The organism is Jiulongibacter sediminis (genome assembly GCF_001306455.1).
GTDB lineage: Bacteria > Bacteroidota > Bacteroidia > Cytophagales > Spirosomataceae > Jiulongibacter > Jiulongibacter sediminis.
Window position 1 is genome coordinate 1,052,062 of sequence record NZ_LGTQ01000006.1, and the last position, 19,720, is coordinate 1,071,781.

At 42.1% G+C, this 19,720-nt stretch carries 12 protein-coding genes; 5 read left to right on the plus strand and 7 right to left on the minus strand.

Annotation, left to right across the window (positions count from 1 at the left end; translation table 11 throughout):
* Window positions 1-65: 65 nt before the first annotated feature.
* Together AFM12_RS10435 and AFM12_RS10440 are read left to right on the plus strand one after the other, a co-directional pair.
* Window positions 66-1,352, plus strand: a complete 1,287-nt coding sequence (locus AFM12_RS10435) for a serine hydrolase domain-containing protein (protein WP_055147663.1) — start codon at window positions 66-68, stop codon at window positions 1,350-1,352.
* Between the two features lie 47 nt (window positions 1,353-1,399).
* Complete coding sequence (locus AFM12_RS10440) at window positions 1,400-3,358, plus strand: sialate O-acetylesterase (RefSeq protein WP_165492342.1); 1,959 nt, start codon at window positions 1,400-1,402, stop codon at window positions 3,356-3,358.
* Window positions 3,359-3,432: 74 nt separating this feature from the next.
* Here the strand turns inward: AFM12_RS10440 and AFM12_RS10445 are convergent, their stop codons facing one another.
* From AFM12_RS10445 to AFM12_RS10480, 7 genes are all read right to left on the minus strand, one after another.
* Entirely contained in the window at window positions 3,433-5,100 is a 1,668-nt protein-coding gene (locus AFM12_RS10445; protein ID WP_095533212.1) for a RagB/SusD family nutrient uptake outer membrane protein, read from the minus strand.
* A 13-nt stretch (window positions 5,101-5,113) separates the two neighbouring features.
* Window positions 5,114-8,203, minus strand: coding sequence for a SusC/RagA family TonB-linked outer membrane protein (locus tag AFM12_RS10450; protein WP_055147672.1), 3,090 nt, complete (start codon window positions 8,201-8,203; stop codon window positions 5,114-5,116).
* 301 nt (window positions 8,204-8,504) lie between these two features.
* Window positions 8,505-9,845: a HAMP domain-containing sensor histidine kinase gene (locus tag AFM12_RS10455; protein WP_055147675.1), complete on the minus strand. Its 1,341-nt coding sequence runs from the start codon at window positions 9,843-9,845 to the stop codon at window positions 8,505-8,507.
* Window positions 9,842-10,516 carry a response regulator transcription factor gene (locus AFM12_RS10460; RefSeq protein ID WP_055147678.1) on the minus strand — a complete coding sequence of 225 codons (675 nt, stop codon included), beginning with the start codon at window positions 10,514-10,516 and terminating at the stop codon, window positions 9,842-9,844. Before AFM12_RS10460 ends, AFM12_RS10455 begins: the two co-directional genes overlap by 4 nt.
* 189 nt (window positions 10,517-10,705) lie before the next feature.
* On the minus strand, window positions 10,706-12,388 hold the full coding sequence (locus tag AFM12_RS10465; RefSeq protein ID WP_055147681.1) for a RagB/SusD family nutrient uptake outer membrane protein: 1,683 nt from the start codon (window positions 12,386-12,388) through the stop codon (window positions 10,706-10,708).
* Window positions 12,389-12,409: 21 nt separating this feature from the next.
* The gene (locus AFM12_RS10470; protein WP_082391276.1) at window positions 12,410-15,448 is read right to left on the minus strand and encodes a SusC/RagA family TonB-linked outer membrane protein; all 3,039 of its coding nucleotides are present in this window, start codon (window positions 15,446-15,448) and stop codon (window positions 12,410-12,412) included.
* A 581-nt stretch (window positions 15,449-16,029) separates the two neighbouring features.
* On the minus strand, window positions 16,030-17,199 hold the full coding sequence (locus AFM12_RS10480) for a redoxin domain-containing protein (protein WP_229308488.1): 1,170 nt from the start codon (window positions 17,197-17,199) through the stop codon (window positions 16,030-16,032).
* Between the two features lie 142 nt (window positions 17,200-17,341).
* On the opposite strand from AFM12_RS10480, the gene AFM12_RS10485 reads away from it, so the two are divergent.
* From AFM12_RS10485 to frr, 3 genes are read left to right on the plus strand one after another with little or no spacing between them, the layout of a single operon-like run.
* Window positions 17,342-18,235 carry a DMT family transporter gene (locus tag AFM12_RS10485; RefSeq protein ID WP_055147687.1) on the plus strand — a complete coding sequence of 298 codons (894 nt, stop codon included), beginning with the start codon at window positions 17,342-17,344 and terminating at the stop codon, window positions 18,233-18,235.
* 54 nt (window positions 18,236-18,289) lie between these two features.
* Window positions 18,290-19,003 (plus strand): UMP kinase, encoded by a 714-nt coding sequence (pyrH, locus tag AFM12_RS10490; RefSeq protein WP_172678812.1) that lies wholly within the window; start codon window positions 18,290-18,292, stop codon window positions 19,001-19,003.
* 48 nt (window positions 19,004-19,051) lie between these two features.
* On the plus strand, window positions 19,052-19,612 hold the full coding sequence (gene frr / locus AFM12_RS10495) for a ribosome recycling factor (RefSeq protein WP_055147689.1): 561 nt from the start codon (window positions 19,052-19,054) through the stop codon (window positions 19,610-19,612).
* Window positions 19,613-19,720 lie beyond the last annotated feature (108 nt).

Sequence of the window (19,720 nt, forward strand, 5' to 3'; positions counted from 1 at the left end):
AACTATTGAGACCTGACTGACCGATATTTTTCTTTATTTTTGGTCAATAGACCAACCCTCTTCTCATGAAAAAAATACTTCTGCTATTCACCGCTATTTCTTTTGCAGCTTCGGCTCAAACGCCTTCTTTAAAGAATACACCTCCATTAACAGAAGCAAAGCCTGCTTCGGCCGGAATTTCAGCCGAGCGATTAAATCGCATTTCAGATATGATTCAGCAGGCTGTTAATGATAATGTGATACCTGGAGCCGTGGCTTTGGTAGCCCGGAATGGGAAAATTGTATACCACAAAGCTTTTGGAGAATCAGATGTGGAGAAAGGAAAGGCTTTCGAGAAGAATTCCATTTTCAGAATTGCTTCACAGTCTAAAGCCATCACTACTACGGCGGCTATGATGCTTTGGGAAGAAGGCAAATTTCGCTTGGATGACCCGGTTTCTAAATACATTCCGGAGTTTGCCAATCCTCAGGTGCTTGACCGTTTCAGAATGGCTGATAGCTCGTTCACAACAAAGCCAGCAGGAAAAGAAATTACCATCAGAAACCTGATTACTCACACCTCTGGTTTGGGTTATGGGGTAATTGACGGTGACGAACGATTTAAAGCCATATATGCCAAGGCAGGTATCACAGATCTTTTTACTACTGAGCCTGTAACTATTGAAGAAAGTGTAAAAAAACTCGCAAAACTGCCACTTCATCATGTGCCAGGTGAGAAGTTCACCTACTCTGAAGGACTTGATGTTCTTGGCTACCTGATTGAAATATGGTCTGGTCAGTCTTTTGATGAATACCTGAAGCTGCACATTTTTGAGCCACTCAATATGCAGGATACCTTCTTTTATCTGCCGGTGGCAAAATCCGATCGTTTGGTGGAGGTTCAGACCAAAGACAAAGACGGAAACTGGGTTCATTTCACCGACGCTTTTTACGATGTCAATTATCCTAAAACCGGTGCAAAAAGCTTTTTCTCCGGTGGAGCGGGTCTTTCAAGCACAGCAAAAGACTATGCCATCTTTCTGAATATGTATCTCAATCAAGGAGAAACCAATGGTGTAAGACTACTGAGCCGTAAAACGGTTGAGTTTATGCTATCGAATCAAATCGGGGAGCTCTTTGGTAACCATGCTGGTTTTGGCTTAGGGTATGAGGTTTTGAACGCTAATGGTGCCGCTATGGGTGGTCTGGGTAGCGAGGGCACTTTCCGCTGGGGCGGTTATTTCAATACGCAGTATTTCGCTGATCCCAAGGAGAAAGTTATCGGTATCATCATGAAACAAACCCAGCGGGTTGGTGGCGATTACACAGGGGATATGTTCCGTCAGTTGGTTTTTCAAACGATTGATGATTAAAACAAGTTATAATTGGATAGCATTGAATGAATAACAAGAATCTTGTCATGAAGAAACTGACACCAATAGTACTCCTTTTTTTGATATGTCCTTCATTGTATGCACAACTCAAAGTTGCCAATATCTTCGGCGATCATATGGTTTTGCAACGTAATGAACCTATCAAAGTATGGGGGTGGAATGATCCCAAAGAGAAGGTTAGTGTTGAGTTTAATGGTCAGTCTGTGAATACGGAGTCAGACGCTTATGGTAACTGGTCTATTGAGTTGGCTTCCCTCCCGGAAGGTGGCCCTTTAACCATGAAAGTAAGTGATGCGGATGAGTCGGTGGAGTTTACCGATATTCTTATGGGTGAAGTATGGCTTTGCAGTGGCCAGTCAAATATGGAATGGAAGGTGAACCGCGTGGATAATGCTGAAGAAGAAATAGAAAATGCTAATCACCCTTTGATTCGGCACATTGAAATCCCTAAGGCCCTTGAGTTTGTTCCTCAATTTGATTTCGAAGATCGGGAGTGGGAGGTGTGTAGCCCTGAAACCGTTGGAGGTTTTACGGCTGTAGGCTATTTCTTTGCCCGTAAATTAAGTGCAGAACTCGGTGTTCCTGTGGGTTTGGTACATTCCTCATGGGGCGGCTCACATGTAGAAACCTGGATCAGTAAGGAGGCTATGTTAGATTCTGAGGTATTGAAAGATTATGCCCAAAATATGCCATCAAACTGGGAAGATTCTGACGCCAAAATGGAGAAGCTGACCATAAAGCGTTTTCATGGAAGTAAGGATTTTGATATCTATAATCTAAACGAAAATGACTATCTGACTCCGTCCTATGACTTTAGTTCGTGGACCAAAATTCATCCCATGTATCAGTGGGATTGGAAAGGCGTACCGTCATTCAGAGGTACGGTTTTTATTCAAAAAGATATAGAACTGACTGAAGAGCAAATAAGCGGGGTAACAGAAATGAATTTTGGTCAATGTAGTGGGGAAATGTGGTTTTATATTAACGGGAGATTGGTGCACCAAGGCTACCATGAAGAGCCGATTCATTTTAAGATTCAGGAAGGAGTATTAAATATTGGCAAAAACTCCATTTTGGTGAAGTTCTCTGAAAATACAAATCCTGAGGGCTGGGGAGTTGGATTATACGGCAATCGGTCAAACTATAATCTGAAAGTGATTGGTAAAACGATTCCTCTTATGGAGGAAGATTGGTATGCCAGACCGAGTTGGCAATCCTCCAGAAAGTATAAACCATGGATGAATAATGAGGGCACACTCTGTTATAACGCCATGATTGCTCCACTGACCAATCTCTCCATCAAAGGAGCCCTTTGGTATCAGGGCGAATCTAACGCCGGTCGGGCATCTGATTATCGCAAGTCGTTTCCTCTTTTAATTAAAGATTGGAGAAACCAGTGGGGTGAAGAGTTTCCTTTTTACTGGGTACAATTATCGAGCTACGGAGACTTTAATGATAGCAATTCTGGTTCTGATTGGGCCGAGCTTCGTGAAGCACAAAGTATGACGCTTTCGCTGCCCAAAACCGGGGAGGCAGTGACTATAGACATCGGCAATCCGAACGACATTCACCCAACAAACAAACAGGATGTAGGATTACGCCTGGCTTTAAATGCTTTGATGAAAACATATGCTAAACCAATTATGGGCTCTGGGCCAAGGTATCATTCGATGAAAGTCAAAGGAAATAGGGCAATACTGGATTTCGACTATGTTGGGAACTACCTGAAGTCTTCGAATAAGTACGGTTATCTGGAGGGCTTTGAAATTGCTGGAGCAGATCAGAAGTTTCACTTTGCAAATGCCGAAATTGTTGGCAATTCGGTAGTGGTTTCTCATCCTGAAGTCAAAAGCCCCAAAGCTGTCCGATATGGATGGTCAAATTCTCCGATTGATGCCAATTTGTATAACTCTTTTGATCTCCCTGCTTCCCCGTTCCGAACGGATGATTGGAAAGGCGTGACGGAAGGGGTGCATTTTGAGTAAAAAAAATAGAAGCATCCCAATTTTCAGGAATGCTCCTATCTGTTATTTCAACTTAACTCTATTCGAGTTTATCTTTAATATCCGTCGTTCTGAGCAAACGATCCGACCTCCGATCGGTCGATTTGCGTTTGAGGAATCGGGCGGAGATAATGTTTTTCGGCCACAGCCTGAGCCTGAGGATTATATTTCTTTACTCTGTCAACCAATAGTCTCCAGCGTTTTAAGTCCAACCAACGCATCTGCTCCCCGGCAAGCTCACGTGCACGCTCCTCTACAAGGAAGTCGAAAGTCATTTGAGATTCTGAGATTCTCATATTTTCCTTTTTACCTGGCCAGCCTGCTCTTTCTCTGATGATGTTGACGTCAGCGGTTGCTTCGGCTTTTTTGCCAAGGGCAAGATTGGCTTCAGCACGCATCAGATAGATATCCGCAAGTCTCCAAACGAAATAATCTCTTGAGCCACGGGGCTCGGTTCTATCAGATCTCTTGGTGTCAAAAAACTTCTTAAGTGTTGGGAAAAGAGCCTCATTATATGCACTTGGTACTAATACCTGATAAGGTCTCTTGGCTCTCTCCTCTGCACTCATTTCATAGCCAGGGATGAAAATAGTGGTATCACCGGCAGCATAAGTAACCTTTGCTTTTGATGGGTCAAAAGAAGTGTTGAAAGTGCCCGGGTTGTTTGAGTACCAGGTGTCCTTAAAGGTCTTCTTGTATCTGCTATCATTTTCTCTTTCTCCAAAAACGACGTCAACACAGTAAGCTGTAGGTCTCAAACGCTTGAACGGTCGACCATTCAAGACATCGCGTACCATACCGGCCTGGGTATCGTATTGCATTCCAAAATATAGGTGGAGGTTATTTCCTCCACCGCCTTCACCACCGGCGTTAGTCAGGTTGGTGATCATGTCTGTGGTGTATTGTACTGCGAAAACTACCTCTGAATTCAGCTGATTGTTTTCATCATGTACCGAAGCAAAATCGCTTAACAGGCTGAAGCCATAGTTATTGATCAGGCTGGTGCACAGGTCAGCAGCTCTCTGGAAGTCATCAGCACCTTTTGAAGGGCCATAAGCTTTGGCAAGATATACTTTGGCTAAAAGGGCTTCTGCAGAAGCTTTGGTGGCTCTTCCATAATCATTTGAATGAGCTCTGTTTTCCAAATTCGGAATAGCCTCATTACAATCTTTGATAATCTGAGCGTAAACTTCTGCTGAGCTTGCTCTTGAGGTTTCTTTGGTTGGTCCTTTTGTTTCGGTCAATCTCAAATCAAGCGGGCCAAATTGCTCATGCAAAATGTAATAGTAATGAGCTCTCAGGAATTTCGCCTCGGCAATTCTCAATGTTTTGGTGGCATCAGAAACTCCCGCTACATTAGGTGCTCTCTCAATAATGGCATTACAGGTATTAATGGCTTTATAAAGCTCATCCCATAGAATGGCCAGATAGTTTACCGTGGGCTGAATTTGAGAATCATAGAAATGAAACCCTTTATAGCCTCCGTCAGCACCGGTAGCATATATATCGGTACCATATTCGGTAAAGGTTAGACCAAGCTGAGTACCATAGAATGTTCTCAGAGAAGAGTATGCGGCTTTGGTGGCGTCCTCAAAACCGGCTGCGGTATTCATATAGTCGTTTCCAATATTAGAAACGACGGTTTCTTCGAGTAAATCCTGACAGGAGGTGCTGAAGAGCATTAGGCCTCCAAATGCCAGTACTTTTAAGTTTTTAATATTCATCTTAATCAGAGAATTAGAATTTAATGTTTAATCCAAACGTGGTTACGGTTTTAGATGGCGTTATTCCACTTGTTACCTCGGTAGTACCTGTAGCAGAAGTTGTAATAGCTGCCTCTGGGTCTACGCCATTGTATTTAGACATATAAGTCGACCAGATTTTAGGCTGCTGAATTGAGGTATAAAAACGCAAAGACTCGGCACCTATTTTCTCTGAGATTTTCGGACTAAATGTATAACCGAAGTTCACGTTTCTAAGCTTGATGAAACTTCCATCATAGTAGAACAATGATGAGTTATACACCGGAAACTCCTGATTGCTTTTTGGACGAGGGAATTCATTGGTCGGGTTGTTCGGTGTCCAGTAATCAACTTTGATCTGCTGGTAACGACCGGCTAACTGAAGCTGGTTTCGGTGGAACCCGGATAGTATAGTGTTTCCGAAACGACCGAACAGGAAGAAGCTCAAATCAAGACCTTTGTAGGAGAAACGGTTTGTGATTCCACCTGACCATTTTGGCACGTCATTACCAATAATCACGCGGTCGGCAGCAGTAATACGACCGTCTCCATCAGTATCCTGAATTTTGATCTGCCCCACTTCAGAACCGTATGCCTTGGCTTGGTCAGCTTCGTCTGATTGCCAGATTCCCTCTTTTTTGAAATCAAAATAGGTATTTAGCGGATAGCCGATAAACCATCTGTTTCCAACATCATCAACTGCACCGTTATAAAGCTCTACAATTTCCTCTTTGTTGCGGGTAAATTGTAAATCAGTACTCCATCTGAAACCATTCGTTGAGTTAACATTGATGGTGGTTACACCAAATTCAACGCCTTTGTTACGCGTATGTCCCACGTTTCTGGTTACAGCATCAAAGCCTGTAGAACCCGGTACAAAGTCTGACAATAAGAGGTCAGTTGTATTGGTTTCATACAGCTCTAATGAACCCTGTACTCTTCCGCGGAAAACAGAGAAATCTAAACCAATGTTAGCGTTCGCTGAAGACTCCCATCTTAAATCAGGGTTTCCGATAGTGTTAGGTCTGTAACCAAATGCACCTGTAGAACCAAAAGCGTATGTGGTACGGCCCAGAAGACCCTGAGTCTGATATGGAGCAACACCCTGATTACCCACTTTACCCCAGCCTGCACGAAGTTTCAAAAGGTCAAGGAAGGTCAAAGACTTCATGAATGGCTCATTGGTGATGTTCCAGCCTACTGCAAAGCCCGGGAAGTTACCATACTTGGTGTTTTCTCCGAAACGGCTTGAACCGTCACGACGCATCGTAACAGTCAAAAGGTATTTGTCATCAAAGGCGTAATTTACACGACCCATGAACGAGTTAATAGTCCAGTCAATCAGGTTTGATCTTACACCCAAAACAGACTGTGCCGAGTTAAAGCTATGGAATGATTGCGTTTGAGCAGGAATACCCTGTACTTCTGTTCTGTATGACTCAAAATTATCTTTCTGGATAGACTGAACCCCAGTAAGGTTTAATGAGTGCTTACCAAAAGTCTTATTATAATTCAGGATGTTTTCCATGGTCACATTAAGACCAAATCTGTTTTCATTGAAGGCCTGAGCATCTCCATTACGACGGGCATTGGTACGTGAACCAATAAATCTACCCCAGCGAGAAATGGAGATATCTGGGCCAAGGTTTAAGCGATAAGTAAGACCATCAAGAATTTTTACTTCACCATAGATGGAATTAAAGATTCTATAGCTTTTGGTATTATCAATGTTTACGCCCGGCTCCACTTCTGAAAGAGGGTTTGAAAGAAGGGCGTCATTGGTAGGTTCAAAAATCAAGGAACCATCTTCATTATAAGGTGTGCCCAGTGGGTTCGCATTAAGAGTATTGGCGTAAGGGTTCAGGTTTTCACCATTTCTTATGGAGTACATCATGTAAGATGATACTCCTACTTTAATCCGCTTATTAATTGAGTGATCAATATTAGCTCTAAGCGAATTACGGGTAAAGTCAAGAAGTTTAGTAATACCACGATCCTGGAAGAAACCACCTGAGATATAGAATGAAGTTCTGTCATTTCCACCTTGAACACCCACTGTATGATTTTGAATAGTACCTGTTCGTAGAATTAGATCTTGATACTGAGTGTTTCTTCCTGCAGCAATCCCCGCAGCAACGTTAGGGTCTCCCCCCAATACAGCGACCTTTGCATCGGCAGCAGCATCAGCCACTCCGGTAGGGACCGGATTACCGTTAGCGTCCTTGTAAAGTCCGGTTGCTCGGTAAGCTTCTCTTACATATTCGGCAAACTCATCTCCTGAGAAAAGCTCAAGTTGGCTGTAGGCATTTGAAACCCCACCATAAGTGTCAATAGAAACTGTGGTTTTACCTTTACTGGCTCCTCTTTTAGTTGTTACAAGGATAACACCGTTTGCACCTCTGGCACCATAAATGGCTGTGGCAGTAGCATCTTTCAAAACCTCAATGGATTGAATGTCATTAGGGTTTAAATCATCATAACCGTCTGCTAAAGGAATACCATCAACTACGTAAAGTGGATCATTCCCGGCATTGAAAGAACGGCGGCCGCGAATCAGGATACGAGGAGCAGAGCCTGGTTTTGAACCTGATTGAGAAACATCTACACCCGCAGCACGGCCTTGAAGAGCCTGGCCAAGATTGGTAATCGGCATTTCAGTAATCTCTTTTGAGCTGATCTGAGAAATAGCACCTGTGGTCTGGCTTTTTTTCTGAGCACCATAACCAACTACTACAACCTCTTCGAGAGCAGCTGCATCCGATTGCATTGTTACGTCAATTTTACTGCGATTTCCTACAACTACCTCCTGTGGCATAAAGCCTACAAATGAAAAAACAAGAGTACTGTTTGACGGGGCATTAATTTGGTATTGACCGTCAGCATTTGTCGAAGTTCCGTTGGTTGTACCTTTCACCAGAATACTCACACCGGGAAGCACAGAGCCGTCGTCTGAGCTGACGGTTCCGCTAATTTGAGCCACTGCTGAACTGGCAGCAAAGGCAAGAAGAATCAGCAAAAGTCTGACTCTTCTGAAAGCAATCAGAAGCCCGTTTGAATTGGGCTGATTGAGTTCAGTTCTTTTCATAGAATAAAAAAGTTAAGTTAAAAGTGATTGAATAGGTTGAAAAGAGATAGGGTTGTCTACTAAATGATTTGTCTTAAAAAATCTTCGAAAAGTACTCAACGATATTCTATGTAGCGTACTGCTAATCAATAATTTAACTACTATTTAATTCAAAATTAAAGCAACATTAATTGCTCTTTAATCACTTTTTAATATTGAATTGAATTCGGAATGTTTTGACTTGGTGTCAAAGAAGTTTTCTGAGTTAAAATGTCTGATTTAACTCAATTTGTTCGTCGTAATTATAGAGGAGAAAGAAGGTTCAAATGGGGAAGCTGATAGTAACTAATGTTCCCTCTTCCGGGTTTGAGGTGATGTCAAACGGGGCATCGTGCAGACTTAGAATTTGAGAAACTAATGAAAGACCGAGTCCGAAACCTTCAGTTCTTGATGCATTTGAGGAGCGAAAAAACGGTTTTGTAATATTCTCTAAATCATTGACAGAAATGCCCGGACCAGAATTATGAAAAAGGAGATTCAGGCTGGTATTGAGGGCTGCGATGCTTATATCAACCGAATTGTCTGGCGAGTATTTACAGGCATTATCCATGAGATTGGTGAATGCGAGCACTAGTAAATCCTCATTCATTTTGGGTAAAATCAGTGAATGATCAGATTCAGGGTTCTCCTCAAACGTCACCAGAATCTGGTACTGCGGGTTTTGTTTGATCAATTGGTCCTTGGCTTTCCATACCACCTCATCTATTCTTCCGGCTTCAAATTTAATGTCCTCAGGGTTTGACTGAGTTTTACTTAATAGAAGAAGGTTATTGATTAGTCGGGTCATTTTTGAGATCTCCTTACCAATCCTATGCAGGCTCAGGACATAATCTTCGGGCTCTCGTTTTTTGAGAAGGGCTACCTCAGTTATACCCTGAAGTATGGCCAAAGGATTGCGAAGCTCATGACTTACCGAAGAAATGAAGCTTTTCTGTTGTTTAATACTTTTATTCAGCCTATCTGTTAGGTTGTTAAAAACTTGAGCCATTTCGCCAACCTCATTTGGGACCTCCGATTCATCCAGTTTGTCGGCAAGGTTTTCCGTATTAATACGTCTCATTTTTTGAATGATTGAAAGGAAAGGCTGCATCTCCTGATGAACCACGAAACGCATTATAATATACGTAAGCAAGCTGCACAGGATGCTCCCAATAAGCAGCAATTGTCTGAGGTAGGCGAGTCTGGCGTTACCGAGGCGGTCTGAGGCTGATTCGTAAACAATTAGGGAAGACTCGTTATTAGAGGTCAATTTATAGATACACTGTGTACTATCTGTCGTAAGGAAAAAGCGGCCTTCAGTGGCTACTCTCTGGATTATTGGCAGGTCTATTTCTTTAGGCTCATCGTCTAAACAGTAGCTAACCTGCCCCCGCTCGTTATAGATGGCGAATTGCTCACTTCTCAAAGGGAGAAAGTTGGAGGAGATCAGTCCTTTATCTTCCTTAATTTGGGCAATGCGGAGGTCGGCCCGTTCTTCCAGAAGTTCAAAAAAAGTTGAGATTTTGTGCCTTTCGTAAATTCGATAGATGATGAACGAAAAGAGGCTCATTGTACAGATGACCACCAAGCCAGCCTGAAGAGGTCTTTTTTCAGTGATTCTCATTTCTCATGTAGCAGGTAACCCATGCCTACAACGGTATGGAGCAGTTTCTTTTCAGAGTGTGTGTCAATTTTCCTACGGAGGAAATTGATGTAAACGTCTATGGTATTGGTGCCGGTATCAAAATTTTGGCCCCACACCTTTTCAGCGATCTCAGCCCGCGAAACTACTCTACCCTGATTTTGAAATAAATAATTGAGAAGCTCAAACTCGCGGTTCGTCAATGCAATTTCTTTTTCGTTTCGTTTTGCTTTTTTCAGGTTAAGATCCAAAACGAGGTCGGCCATCATTAGGATTTTTTTTGAGGTAGACGCTCCGGTTCTTTTTGAAATATTTTTTATTCTCAAAACCAACTCTTTGAGCTCAAATGGCTTAACCAGAAAATCGTCAGCTCCGGCCTCAAAAGCTTCTTCCTTGTCTTCAATAGATGACATAGCCGAAAGGATAATAACAGCACTTGAGACTTCTTTGGCTCTTACTCTTCTAATGATGTCAAAGCCTGTAATATCCGGCATATGGATATCCAGAATAATGAAGTCAAACTTACCTGATGTTGCGAGGACCTCCCCAATTTCCGGATCATTTGATTCTGTAACCTTAAAACCAAACTCCTCCAAACCTTCTTTCAGAAACGCGGTGAGCTTAGGCTCATCATCGATCACTAATATCTTCATTCTCCATGGGCTGAATATTAGGTGCAAGTAAAAGCTACGGAAAATTCACTAGCAATGGACGGTCATAAAAAGTTTATAAATATTAGACGAAAGGAGCGTATTCAAAAGATTCTTGGAACTCCTTTAAAGACAAAACACCCTCGGTTTCCCGAGGGTGCTTTTCACTCTTTCAATATAAAACTAACTAAACTAGTAGCCAGGATTTTGTGGGAAAGCTGAACTTCCACCATCCACAAGGTCAATTTGCTCCTGTGGAATAGGTCTGTACATGTGCTTATCCTGAATATTAGGAGCACCTTCAGGGTTGTAAGCTTTTACTCTTTCCACAAGATTACCCCAACGCTTCAAATCAGTCCATCTATGGCCTTCGCCTAATAGCTCACGAGCTCTCTCATCGTAAATGAACTCCATTGTAGCCTGATCAGCAGTAATTTCCATTTCTGCCTCATGACCAGGATACGCAGCTCTTCTACGAACAAGGTTGATATGCTCTACGGCCTCCGCTGCTTTTCCTTGCTGAATTAAACATTCAGCGACAAGAAGGTGAATATCAGCAAGACGAATCAAGACAAAGTCACGACCACCCTGTACTTCGTTGATACTTGCACGTAATGGATCCAAGAATTTAGCTAAGACACCAAATTGCTTCTCCTGATACATGCTTGGCGTATAAACCTGGTAAGGTCTCTTCGCTCTTTCTTCTTCAGACATTTCGTAGCCCGGCATAAAGATGGCCGTATCACCAGCTGCAACAGTAATCGAGGGTTTTGACTTATCCAGGAAAGTAGGGAACGTACCGGTCTTTGTAGCATAGAATACTTTCTTGAAGCTCTTATCAAAACGAGCATCAACATCACGGTTAACCATCACCTGATTGTAAGTATACTCGGTAGGACGCAGACGCTTCCAAGGACGACCTACTTCAAGCACACGGCTCATACCTGGCTGAGTATCATACTCCATTAGATAATACAAGTGCCATCTGTTACCAAAACCACCGGCAGAAAGCAGGTCATAGCTGAATTGAAGCGAGAATACTGCTTCAGTGTTCTGATCATTACCTAATTCAAAGAGGTCAGAAAAATCAGAGACAAGAGCTCGGTCATAGTTATTGATTACTTTCTTACCGTAAGACTCAGCTGTAGCATAGTCAGCGGCAGAACCGAAATCGCGTGTAGCTCTGGTGATATACACCTTACAAAGGAAACCATCAACGGCCATTTGAGTGAAACGACCCCACTCTCCACCATTTGCAGGCAGATCGTTATAAGCATCATTGAAATCTTTGATGATTTGATCATAAACAGCTTGCTCAGTAGATCTGGTGATCTCTGTGATCGGTCCGTTTGTTTCCTCGGTACGAAGATCAAGTCCGCCATAGTGCTGAACTAAGGTGAAGTAGTACAAAGCTCTCAAAGCCTTAGCTTGGGCCACACCCGAAGAGATTTCTGAAGCAGATAATCCTTCGATCTGTGAACTTCTGTCAATAATGGCGTTACAAGTGTTGATACCTTTGTAGAATTCTCTCCAAAGTGTACGAACCCAGTTATCAAAACCATCAAGGTTAGAGGTGTACTGGTTGTACTTCTTATAACTACCATCTGCACCATTGGTATAGGTGTCAGTTCCCATTTGAGACATCGTCATACCCATTTCCTGGGCATAATATGTACGCAGGTAACCATAAGCGGCAGATACCGCATCATTGAATCCTTTCGGAGTATTGATGTAGTCGTTTGAAAGGTTACTGATTACCTTTTCATCAAGTACATCCTGGCAGCTCTGAGTGGTTAACATCAAAGCACAAGGAAGTACTGCCAGTCTTGCGACTCTTGCCGACTTTCTTAGTATATTTTTGATTTTATTTTTCATTTCTTTTCAGATGCTTTAAAATTAGAATGTAACATTTATACCAACGGTAGCTGTCCAGGCTGAAGGTGTTACGTTACCGTCAAGGCTGGCGTCAATGTCTGTCTCAGGATCAATACCATTGTACTTAGACACAAACGGTGCAAAGATGAATGGTTGTTGAATTGAGCTGTAAAGACGAAGTGACTGCATACCCATTTTGTTGGCAACTTCAGGAGCAAATCTGTAACCGAAGTTAATGTTTCTGATTTTCACAAAAGAACCATCAAAGATGTTCAAAGCAGAGTTTCTTACAGGGAACTCTTGGTTCTGATTAGGTCTTGGAGTTTCGTTTGTTGGGTTAGACGGTGTCCAGTAATCCACAACAATGTTGTTATAACGACCAAACAGCGTGTTGTTGCTGGTATGGAAGTTACTTCTGATTTTCTGACCTAAACGAGCATACACAAAGAATGAGAAATCAAAATTGTTGAATTTAAATCTATTAGTGATACCACCTGAGAATTTAGGAATACCTGATCCCTGAATTACGCGGTCAGCACCAGAGTATGCTCCGTCACCGTTCACATCTCTGATCTTTATCTCACCAACTTCAGCTCCATAAGATCTTGCTTCGTCAAACTCATTTGACTGCCAGATACCAATTTTCTCCCAGTCATAGATAACTGATAGTGGCTGACCAATAAACCAACCATTACCTTCATCATCACCGTTAGGCAACTCTACGAACTGCTCTTTGTTCTTAAAGAACTGGAAGTCTGTTGACCACTTGAAACCGTTTCTGTTATCTACATTCACTGTGCTGAAAGTACCTTCAATACCATTGTTTCTGGTAGCACCTACGTTGGTAGTTACCTGCGTAAATCCGATTGAAGGTGGTAGGTTTCTTGACAGAAGAAGGTCGCTGGTAGTTACATCATAATACTCTAAGGTACCATAAACTCTACCTCTGAATAAGCTGAAGTCTAAGCCCACGTTAAAAGTGGTTGAAGACTCCCATCTCAAATCAGGGTTACCAATAGTGCTTGGAGCATAACCGAAGTAAGCAGCATCACCAAAGTTATATGGCACTTTGCTTAGCAAACCTTGAGTTTGATAAGGGCTAATGGCTTGGTTACCGATGGTACCATAAGATACTCTGACTTTAGCCATATCTACAGCTGAAACACTCTTCATGAATTCCTCGCTGGATAGGTTCCATGCCAAGGCAACACCAGGGAAGTAACCCCACTTGGTGTTAGCACCGAAACGTGACGCACCGTCAGCTCTTAAAGTAGCTGTCAGCAAATACTTATCATTAAAGCCATAGTTGATACGACCCATGTAAGACAAGATCGCCCATTGCTCCAGATTCGATCTAACGTTTTCAATGATGGCAGCGTTTCCGAAGTTATAAAACTGCTGAGTCTCTGAAGGAATATCCTGAACAGTAATTCCGTTTGTTTCAAAGTTATCTTTCTGAAGTGACTGTACAGCAGTGATATTCAAGTCATGCTTACCACCAAAATTCTTATTATAGTTAAGAATGTTCTCAATAGTATAGTTGAAACGAGTGGCGTTGTCAGTTAAAGCTCTAGGTGGAGCCAAACGACGGGCATTGGTGAATCTTCCCTGGAATACGTCTCTCTTGTCAATCTGGAAATCAGGGCCAAAGTTCAGACGATAGGTTAAACCATCAATAATCTGAGCCTGAGCATAAAGACCAGAGAACATTCTGTTCGTTCTTCTTCTGTCCACGTTGGCACCTTCAACAATTTCTGAGAATGGGTTTGAACGAAGACCATCTTCTGTAGGAAGGAAGTTCAGTGATCCATCAGGATTGTATGGCACACCCAATGGGTTCTCACGCATTGCACCTCCAAGTGGGTTAAAGCTTTCACCGTTTCTTACAGAGTAATTAATGAAAGAAGACATACCCATAGAGATGTTCTTAGATAACTGATGGTCTAAGTTTACTCTCAATACACTTCTGCCATAATCCTGATTGTAAATAATACCGTTGTCTTTGTAATAGTTTAAAGACATGTAATACTTAGTCTTTTCGCTACCACCAGCAACACCAAATGAGTGATTCATTCTGTTACCTTGACGAAGAAGTCCATTTACGTAGTCTGTAGAACGACCTGCAGCAATACCGTCAAGCTCTACATCCGTGAAAACTTCACTGTCCGGTCTTAGATCACCAAGTGTTCCATCGGCATTTTTCAGTCTGTAAGCTTCTCTTTTAGCGGCGGCAAACTGCTCACCATTCATAAACTCAAATGTGTTCAAGGCCTCAGAGATACCATAATAAGCATCGTAGAAAATGGTTGGCTTGCCAGTAGTACTTCCTCTTCTTGAGGTAATCAAAACCACACCGTTCGCACCTCTGGCACCATAAATGGCTGTCGCTGAGGCATCTTTAAGTACTTCCATAGAAGCAATATCGTTCGGGTTAATGTCACCGATACCACCAGCTAAAGGAATACCATCTAAAACGTAAAGAGGGTCAGAGCTGGCGTTCGGAGAACGACGTCCACGAATTACAACTCTCGGCTGTGTACCCGGCTTACTACCTGCCTGCATAACGTCAACACCCGCAACACGTCCTTGAAGGGCCTGCTGTGTATTTTCAATAGGAAGGTCTTTAATGTCCTGAGCCTTAACCGTTGAAATAGCACCTGTTAACTGGCTCTTTTTCTGAGTACCGTAACCTACCACTACTACTTCATCAAGAGCTGCAGCGTCAGTTGATAGGCTGACATTAATTACGTTTCTGTTTCCTACAACAACCTCCTGAGCCACGTATCCAACAAAAGAGAAGGATAGTGTTTGGTTTGGGTTGGCCTGAATACTGTAGCTTCCGGTTGCGTCAGTAGTTGTTCCTACCGTGGTACCTTTTACCACTACACTTACACCAGGCAGCGACTCGCCTGATTCATCACTTACAGTACCGGTTACTTGAGCAACCGATTGCATCGCGAAAAATAAGAAACAGAGAGCGAGGCTGCTTCTTACTAACATTGACTGCCATAGCCTTCTCTTCAGAAGACCTGCAGTGTCTCTTAGTCTAGTTTTTTTCATTTAAAATAGAGTTAAGTTGAAATAAAAAATTGGTTTGAAAGAGGGTTGTAGAGTTAATTAAAGGGTTGAATCTACATCTCAAACATACAAGAATATGTTTGAGTATACATTGTTTAAATACAAGTTTATCTCAAAATGTTTTCATCGCCATGCTGCACTGTCCATGATCCATTCTGATACTATTTTTCCGTACCAGACTAAAAGTGGGCTATTTAAGTACTGAAAAGGCATTTTTGGAGGTCTAATAAGGCAACCTGAGGCACCAACAGACTGATTTTGGCTACAAAAAAAATGTAGGAACGGTAAGAAAAAGTTGTAAAATACTGAGGTGAATTTACTTTTCGTCTGGTTTTGCCTGAGATTTGTCCTAATAAAATCAGACCGGAATGGCTCTTAGAAACTGAGCTTGTAATTGCAGAAATCAATGGGTTTGAAAATACACCCGGGTATGTTAAAAAAACACCTTCAAATAACTGAAGTTTGAAGGTGAGTTAACTTACATTTTCAACTTATTCCCAAAAAATAATCAGACCACGGGTTGATTAGTCTGCATCGAGACTTTAAAGGAAAAAATCGAACTTTTAATCAAAATAGCGGCCAATATTGTCGGCTATATTTTTCCTTAAATCCAGAATGTCAATTTCGCCCATTTGGGTGTATAGTTTTTCGCCGCTTGGAGAAATTAATACGGTGTATGGTAAAGCCCCCTGCCAGTCAGGGTCAATGGCCTCAATCATGTCATACTTATTAATGCCTTCTTCAAGAATGTAGTTCTTATTGCTTGCAAACTTCTTTTGAAGAAAAGAAAGGGTGTTGTCAAAATTATCTGCTTCATCGTTCGAGAGCGTGACAAACTCAAAATCACGGTTGCGATACATCTTGTCCGTTTGAGCCAAGCCTTCAAACTCCGCTACACATGGGCCGCACCAGGTGGCCCAGACATTCACAAGGCGATAGTTGTCACTGTCTTTATTCGCCATAATACTCTTCAACTTGTCAAGATTTGCCTTTTCAAGACTCACATCTTCTTCAGCCCAGCCTTCCATTTCCGCAATTTTTGATTCGGCCTTCTCCATCCATTTAATGGAACACCCAAATACCTTGGTTGAGGCTACCTCTGGTTTTTCACCTTTAAGCATGGCTTCCGTAGCATTTTTGAGGTCAAATTCTGTGGCTTTGCCAATATGTTCATCATTGTCTATTCTGCCCTGGTATTGCAGATTACGGTCTTTGTCAAAAAGAAAGATATGGGGAGTAGCTACCGGGCCGTATTTAGCGGCGGTTTGCTGCGTAGCACCGTCATATAAATAAGGGTAGCTATAACTTTTGTCTTTCACTCGTATTTTCATTTCCTCAAAACTATCATTGAGGTCAGTGTATCCCAGTTCGTCAAACCTTACCGCCTTGTCAGCATTGGGTTGAATCGCTACCAACTTTACACCTTTGGGTTCGTATTCATTCACATAAGCCTGAACTCTGTCTTCATAGGCCTGTGCGGTAGGGCAGTGGTTACAGGTAAAAAGAATAGCCAGAATATCGGCATCGTCATAGTCTGCCAGTGTATGGTATTCGTCATCAACACCCATTAACTTAAAGTCAGGAGCCGGGGAGCCCACCTCCAGAGTTTTGACTTCTTTGCTGTTAACTACTGGTACTTCAACAATTTCTTCGGTTGAGTTTTCATTTTCGCCGGAGCTGTTACAAGCTGCAAAAGCGAATGCTCCAAAAACGAATAAGGCCTTTTTCATCATGGATTGATTTTGTTATTTGTTAAGGTTGAATTGTAAAATAAGGGAATAATAATGGCCGTTACAATCGATTTCACATTGGCCAATCTACCGATTCAAACTATTTGTCTATTTTTGAAAGCTCCCGTCTAAAGGGTCAAACTGAATGCCGAAAATTAAGACAAAAAAGCCTGTTTCTCAGGAATTTATAGCATGGGCTATTCTTCTCTTTTTGAGTGTTATTTGGGGTTTATCTTTTCTATTTATCAAAAAAATCGTTGTAGAGTTTACGCCTATTGAAGTAGGGGCTGCACGTGTATTTCTGGCCGGAGTTTTTTTATTGCCCTGGGCTTACAGAGGTTTGAAGAACATCCCAAGGGAAAAACTGACCTGGGTCGGTTTGTCAGGTTTACTGGGAAACTTTATTCCGGCGTTTGTGTATGCCAAAGTAGGTTCTCAATTAAACAGTTCTTTAGCGGGTACCTTAAACTCCACCACGCCTATTTTTGTGATGATTATTGGTGCACTGTTTTTTGCGGCCAGCATCAAGAGATTTCAGGTGATCGGAATTTTGCTAGGTTTTGCTGGCAGTTTATTGCTGGTTCTCTCGGGTAATGACGGGAAACTGAATTTTGCTAATCCATATGCTATACTGGCGATGGCCGGTACCATGATGTATGGTTTTAATGTCAATATCATCAGTAAATACCTGAAAAATGTCAAGCCGCTTTATCTGACTTCGGTAGCTTTTTTGATCGTTGGTCTTATGGCCTTTTGTGTACTCCCATTCACTGATTTCTTCTCAAAACTGATAGATCCGGCAAATAGAAAGCTTGTTGTTTATATGTTTTGTCTGGCAGGTATTAATACTTCTCTGGCTTTGGTGGTTTTCAATTATTTACTTCAAAAAACCACGCCGGTGTTTGCTTCTTCGGTAACTTACCTCATTCCAATCGTGGCTGTTATTGCCGGTTTGTTCGATGGAGAATTGGTTTCTGTTTGGCATTATGCAGGAATGGGAATCACTTTAATCGGAGTTTATCTTATCAACAGGAAGTAAGATTGCGTTTGCAAAATCTGAGAAACAGCTATATTTGCGGAAACCTGCTCATACATGTCAATCAAATACAAACGAATCCTTCTGAAACTTAGTGGTGAAGCCCTTAATGGCGGAGATAAAAGCCACGTAATTGACTCAGATATCCTGGTCAAATTTGCCAAAGAAATCAAAAAAGTTGTTGACGCCGGTGTAGAAATCGCCATTGTTATTGGTGGTGGAAACATCTATCGCGGAGCTACGGCAGATTCGGGGATTGACAGAACGCAAGGCGATTACATGGGAATGCTTGCGACGGTCATTAACGGTATGGCTATTCAGTCAGTACTTGAGAATCATGATATTCAGACACGTCTGCTTTCTGCCATTAAAATGGAACAAATAGCAGAGCCGTTTATTCGCAGAAGGGCGATTCGTCACCTTGAAAAGGGGCGTGTGGTTATATTTGGTGCAGGTACGGGTAATCCATTTTTCTCAACGGACTCCGGTGGAGCATTAAGAGCCAATGAAATAGAAGCCGATGTTCTTTTGAAAGGAACTAATGTGGATGGTGTTTACACCGCGGACCCTCGAAAGGACCCCAATGCTGTTAAATATGATGAAATTAGTTTTACAGATGCTATTAACAAGGGTCTCAAGGTGATGGATAAAACGGCCTTCACGCTTTGTCAGGAGAATAGCCTGCCCATTATTGTATTTGATATGAACGGAGAGGGTAACCTGCTTAAAGTAGTGTCCGGCGAAAAGGTGGGAACTTTGGTCAAAGATTAAAGTTCTTATATTGAGCAAACTAAACACAAGAATTAGAAAATCACAAATATGGAAGAAATAGATATGTTACTCGAAATGGCCGAAGACGGCATGGGTAAAGCCCTGCGTTACACGGCTTCTGAGTTGAGAAAAATACGTGCAGGAAAAGCCAGCCCTGCCATGCTTGATGGTATAGTGATTGAATATTATGGTGTGCCAACACCCTTGAATCAGGCATCTTCTATTACTACTCCCGATGCCAGAACTATCTCTATCCGACCTTTTGAGAAAAGCCTTCTTCAGGAAATTGAGCGTGCTATCATTAACGCCAATCTGGGACTTGCACCTACAAATGATGGAGAATTCATTCGTCTGAACCTGCCCCCAATGACTGAGGAAAGACGTATGCAATTGGCCAAGCAAGCCAAAGGGGAAATTGAAACCGCCCGTATCAACATCAGAAAGGTAAGGCAGGAAACCAATGATGAGCTTAAGAAACTAAAGAATGATGGAGTTTCTGAAGATGCCATCAAAATTGGTGAAGAGAGAGTTCAGAAATTGACAGATACGTTCGTTGACAAGGCTGAAAAAATGTACGAGGAGAAAGAAAAAGACATTATGAGTGTATAATGTTTGTATGCATCAAATAATGAATTTAGAAAAGGCCCTATTAAAAGGGCTTTTTTCATATAACCACGCTGGCTGGAATAAACCAAGTTAGTCTATTCTTTCGTTGAT

What these genes read in the sequence shown, in the direction of transcription:
- AFM12_RS10485 (WP_055147687.1), top strand. Translation starts at nt 17,342, where the DNA reads ATGCCGAAAATTAAGACAAAAAAGCCTGTTTCTCAGGAATTTATAGCA.
- AFM12_RS10455 (WP_055147675.1), bottom strand. Translation starts at nt 9,845, where the DNA reads ATGAGAATCACTGAAAAAAGACCTCTTCAGGCTGGCTTGGTGGTCATC.
- AFM12_RS10450 (WP_055147672.1), bottom strand. Translation starts at nt 8,203, where the DNA reads ATGAAAAGAACTGAACTCAATCAGCCCAATTCAAACGGGCTTCTGATT.
- AFM12_RS10435 (WP_055147663.1), top strand. Translation starts at nt 66, where the DNA reads ATGAAAAAAATACTTCTGCTATTCACCGCTATTTCTTTTGCAGCTTCG.
- AFM12_RS10480 (WP_229308488.1), bottom strand. Translation starts at nt 17,199, where the DNA reads ATGATGAAAAAGGCCTTATTCGTTTTTGGAGCATTCGCTTTTGCAGCT.
- pyrH (WP_172678812.1), top strand. Translation starts at nt 18,290, where the DNA reads ATGTCAATCAAATACAAACGAATCCTTCTGAAACTTAGTGGTGAAGCC.
- AFM12_RS10460 (WP_055147678.1), bottom strand. Translation starts at nt 10,516, where the DNA reads ATGAAGATATTAGTGATCGATGATGAGCCTAAGCTCACCGCGTTTCTG.
- AFM12_RS10470 (WP_082391276.1), bottom strand. Translation starts at nt 15,448, where the DNA reads ATGAAAAAAACTAGACTAAGAGACACTGCAGGTCTTCTGAAGAGAAGG.
- frr (WP_055147689.1), top strand. Translation starts at nt 19,052, where the DNA reads ATGGAAGAAATAGATATGTTACTCGAAATGGCCGAAGACGGCATGGGT.
- AFM12_RS10445 (WP_095533212.1), bottom strand. Translation starts at nt 5,100, where the DNA reads ATGAATATTAAAAACTTAAAAGTACTGGCATTTGGAGGCCTAATGCTC.
- AFM12_RS10465 (WP_055147681.1), bottom strand. Translation starts at nt 12,388, where the DNA reads ATGAAAAATAAAATCAAAAATATACTAAGAAAGTCGGCAAGAGTCGCA.
- AFM12_RS10440 (WP_165492342.1), top strand. Translation starts at nt 1,400, where the DNA reads ATGAAGAAACTGACACCAATAGTACTCCTTTTTTTGATATGTCCTTCA.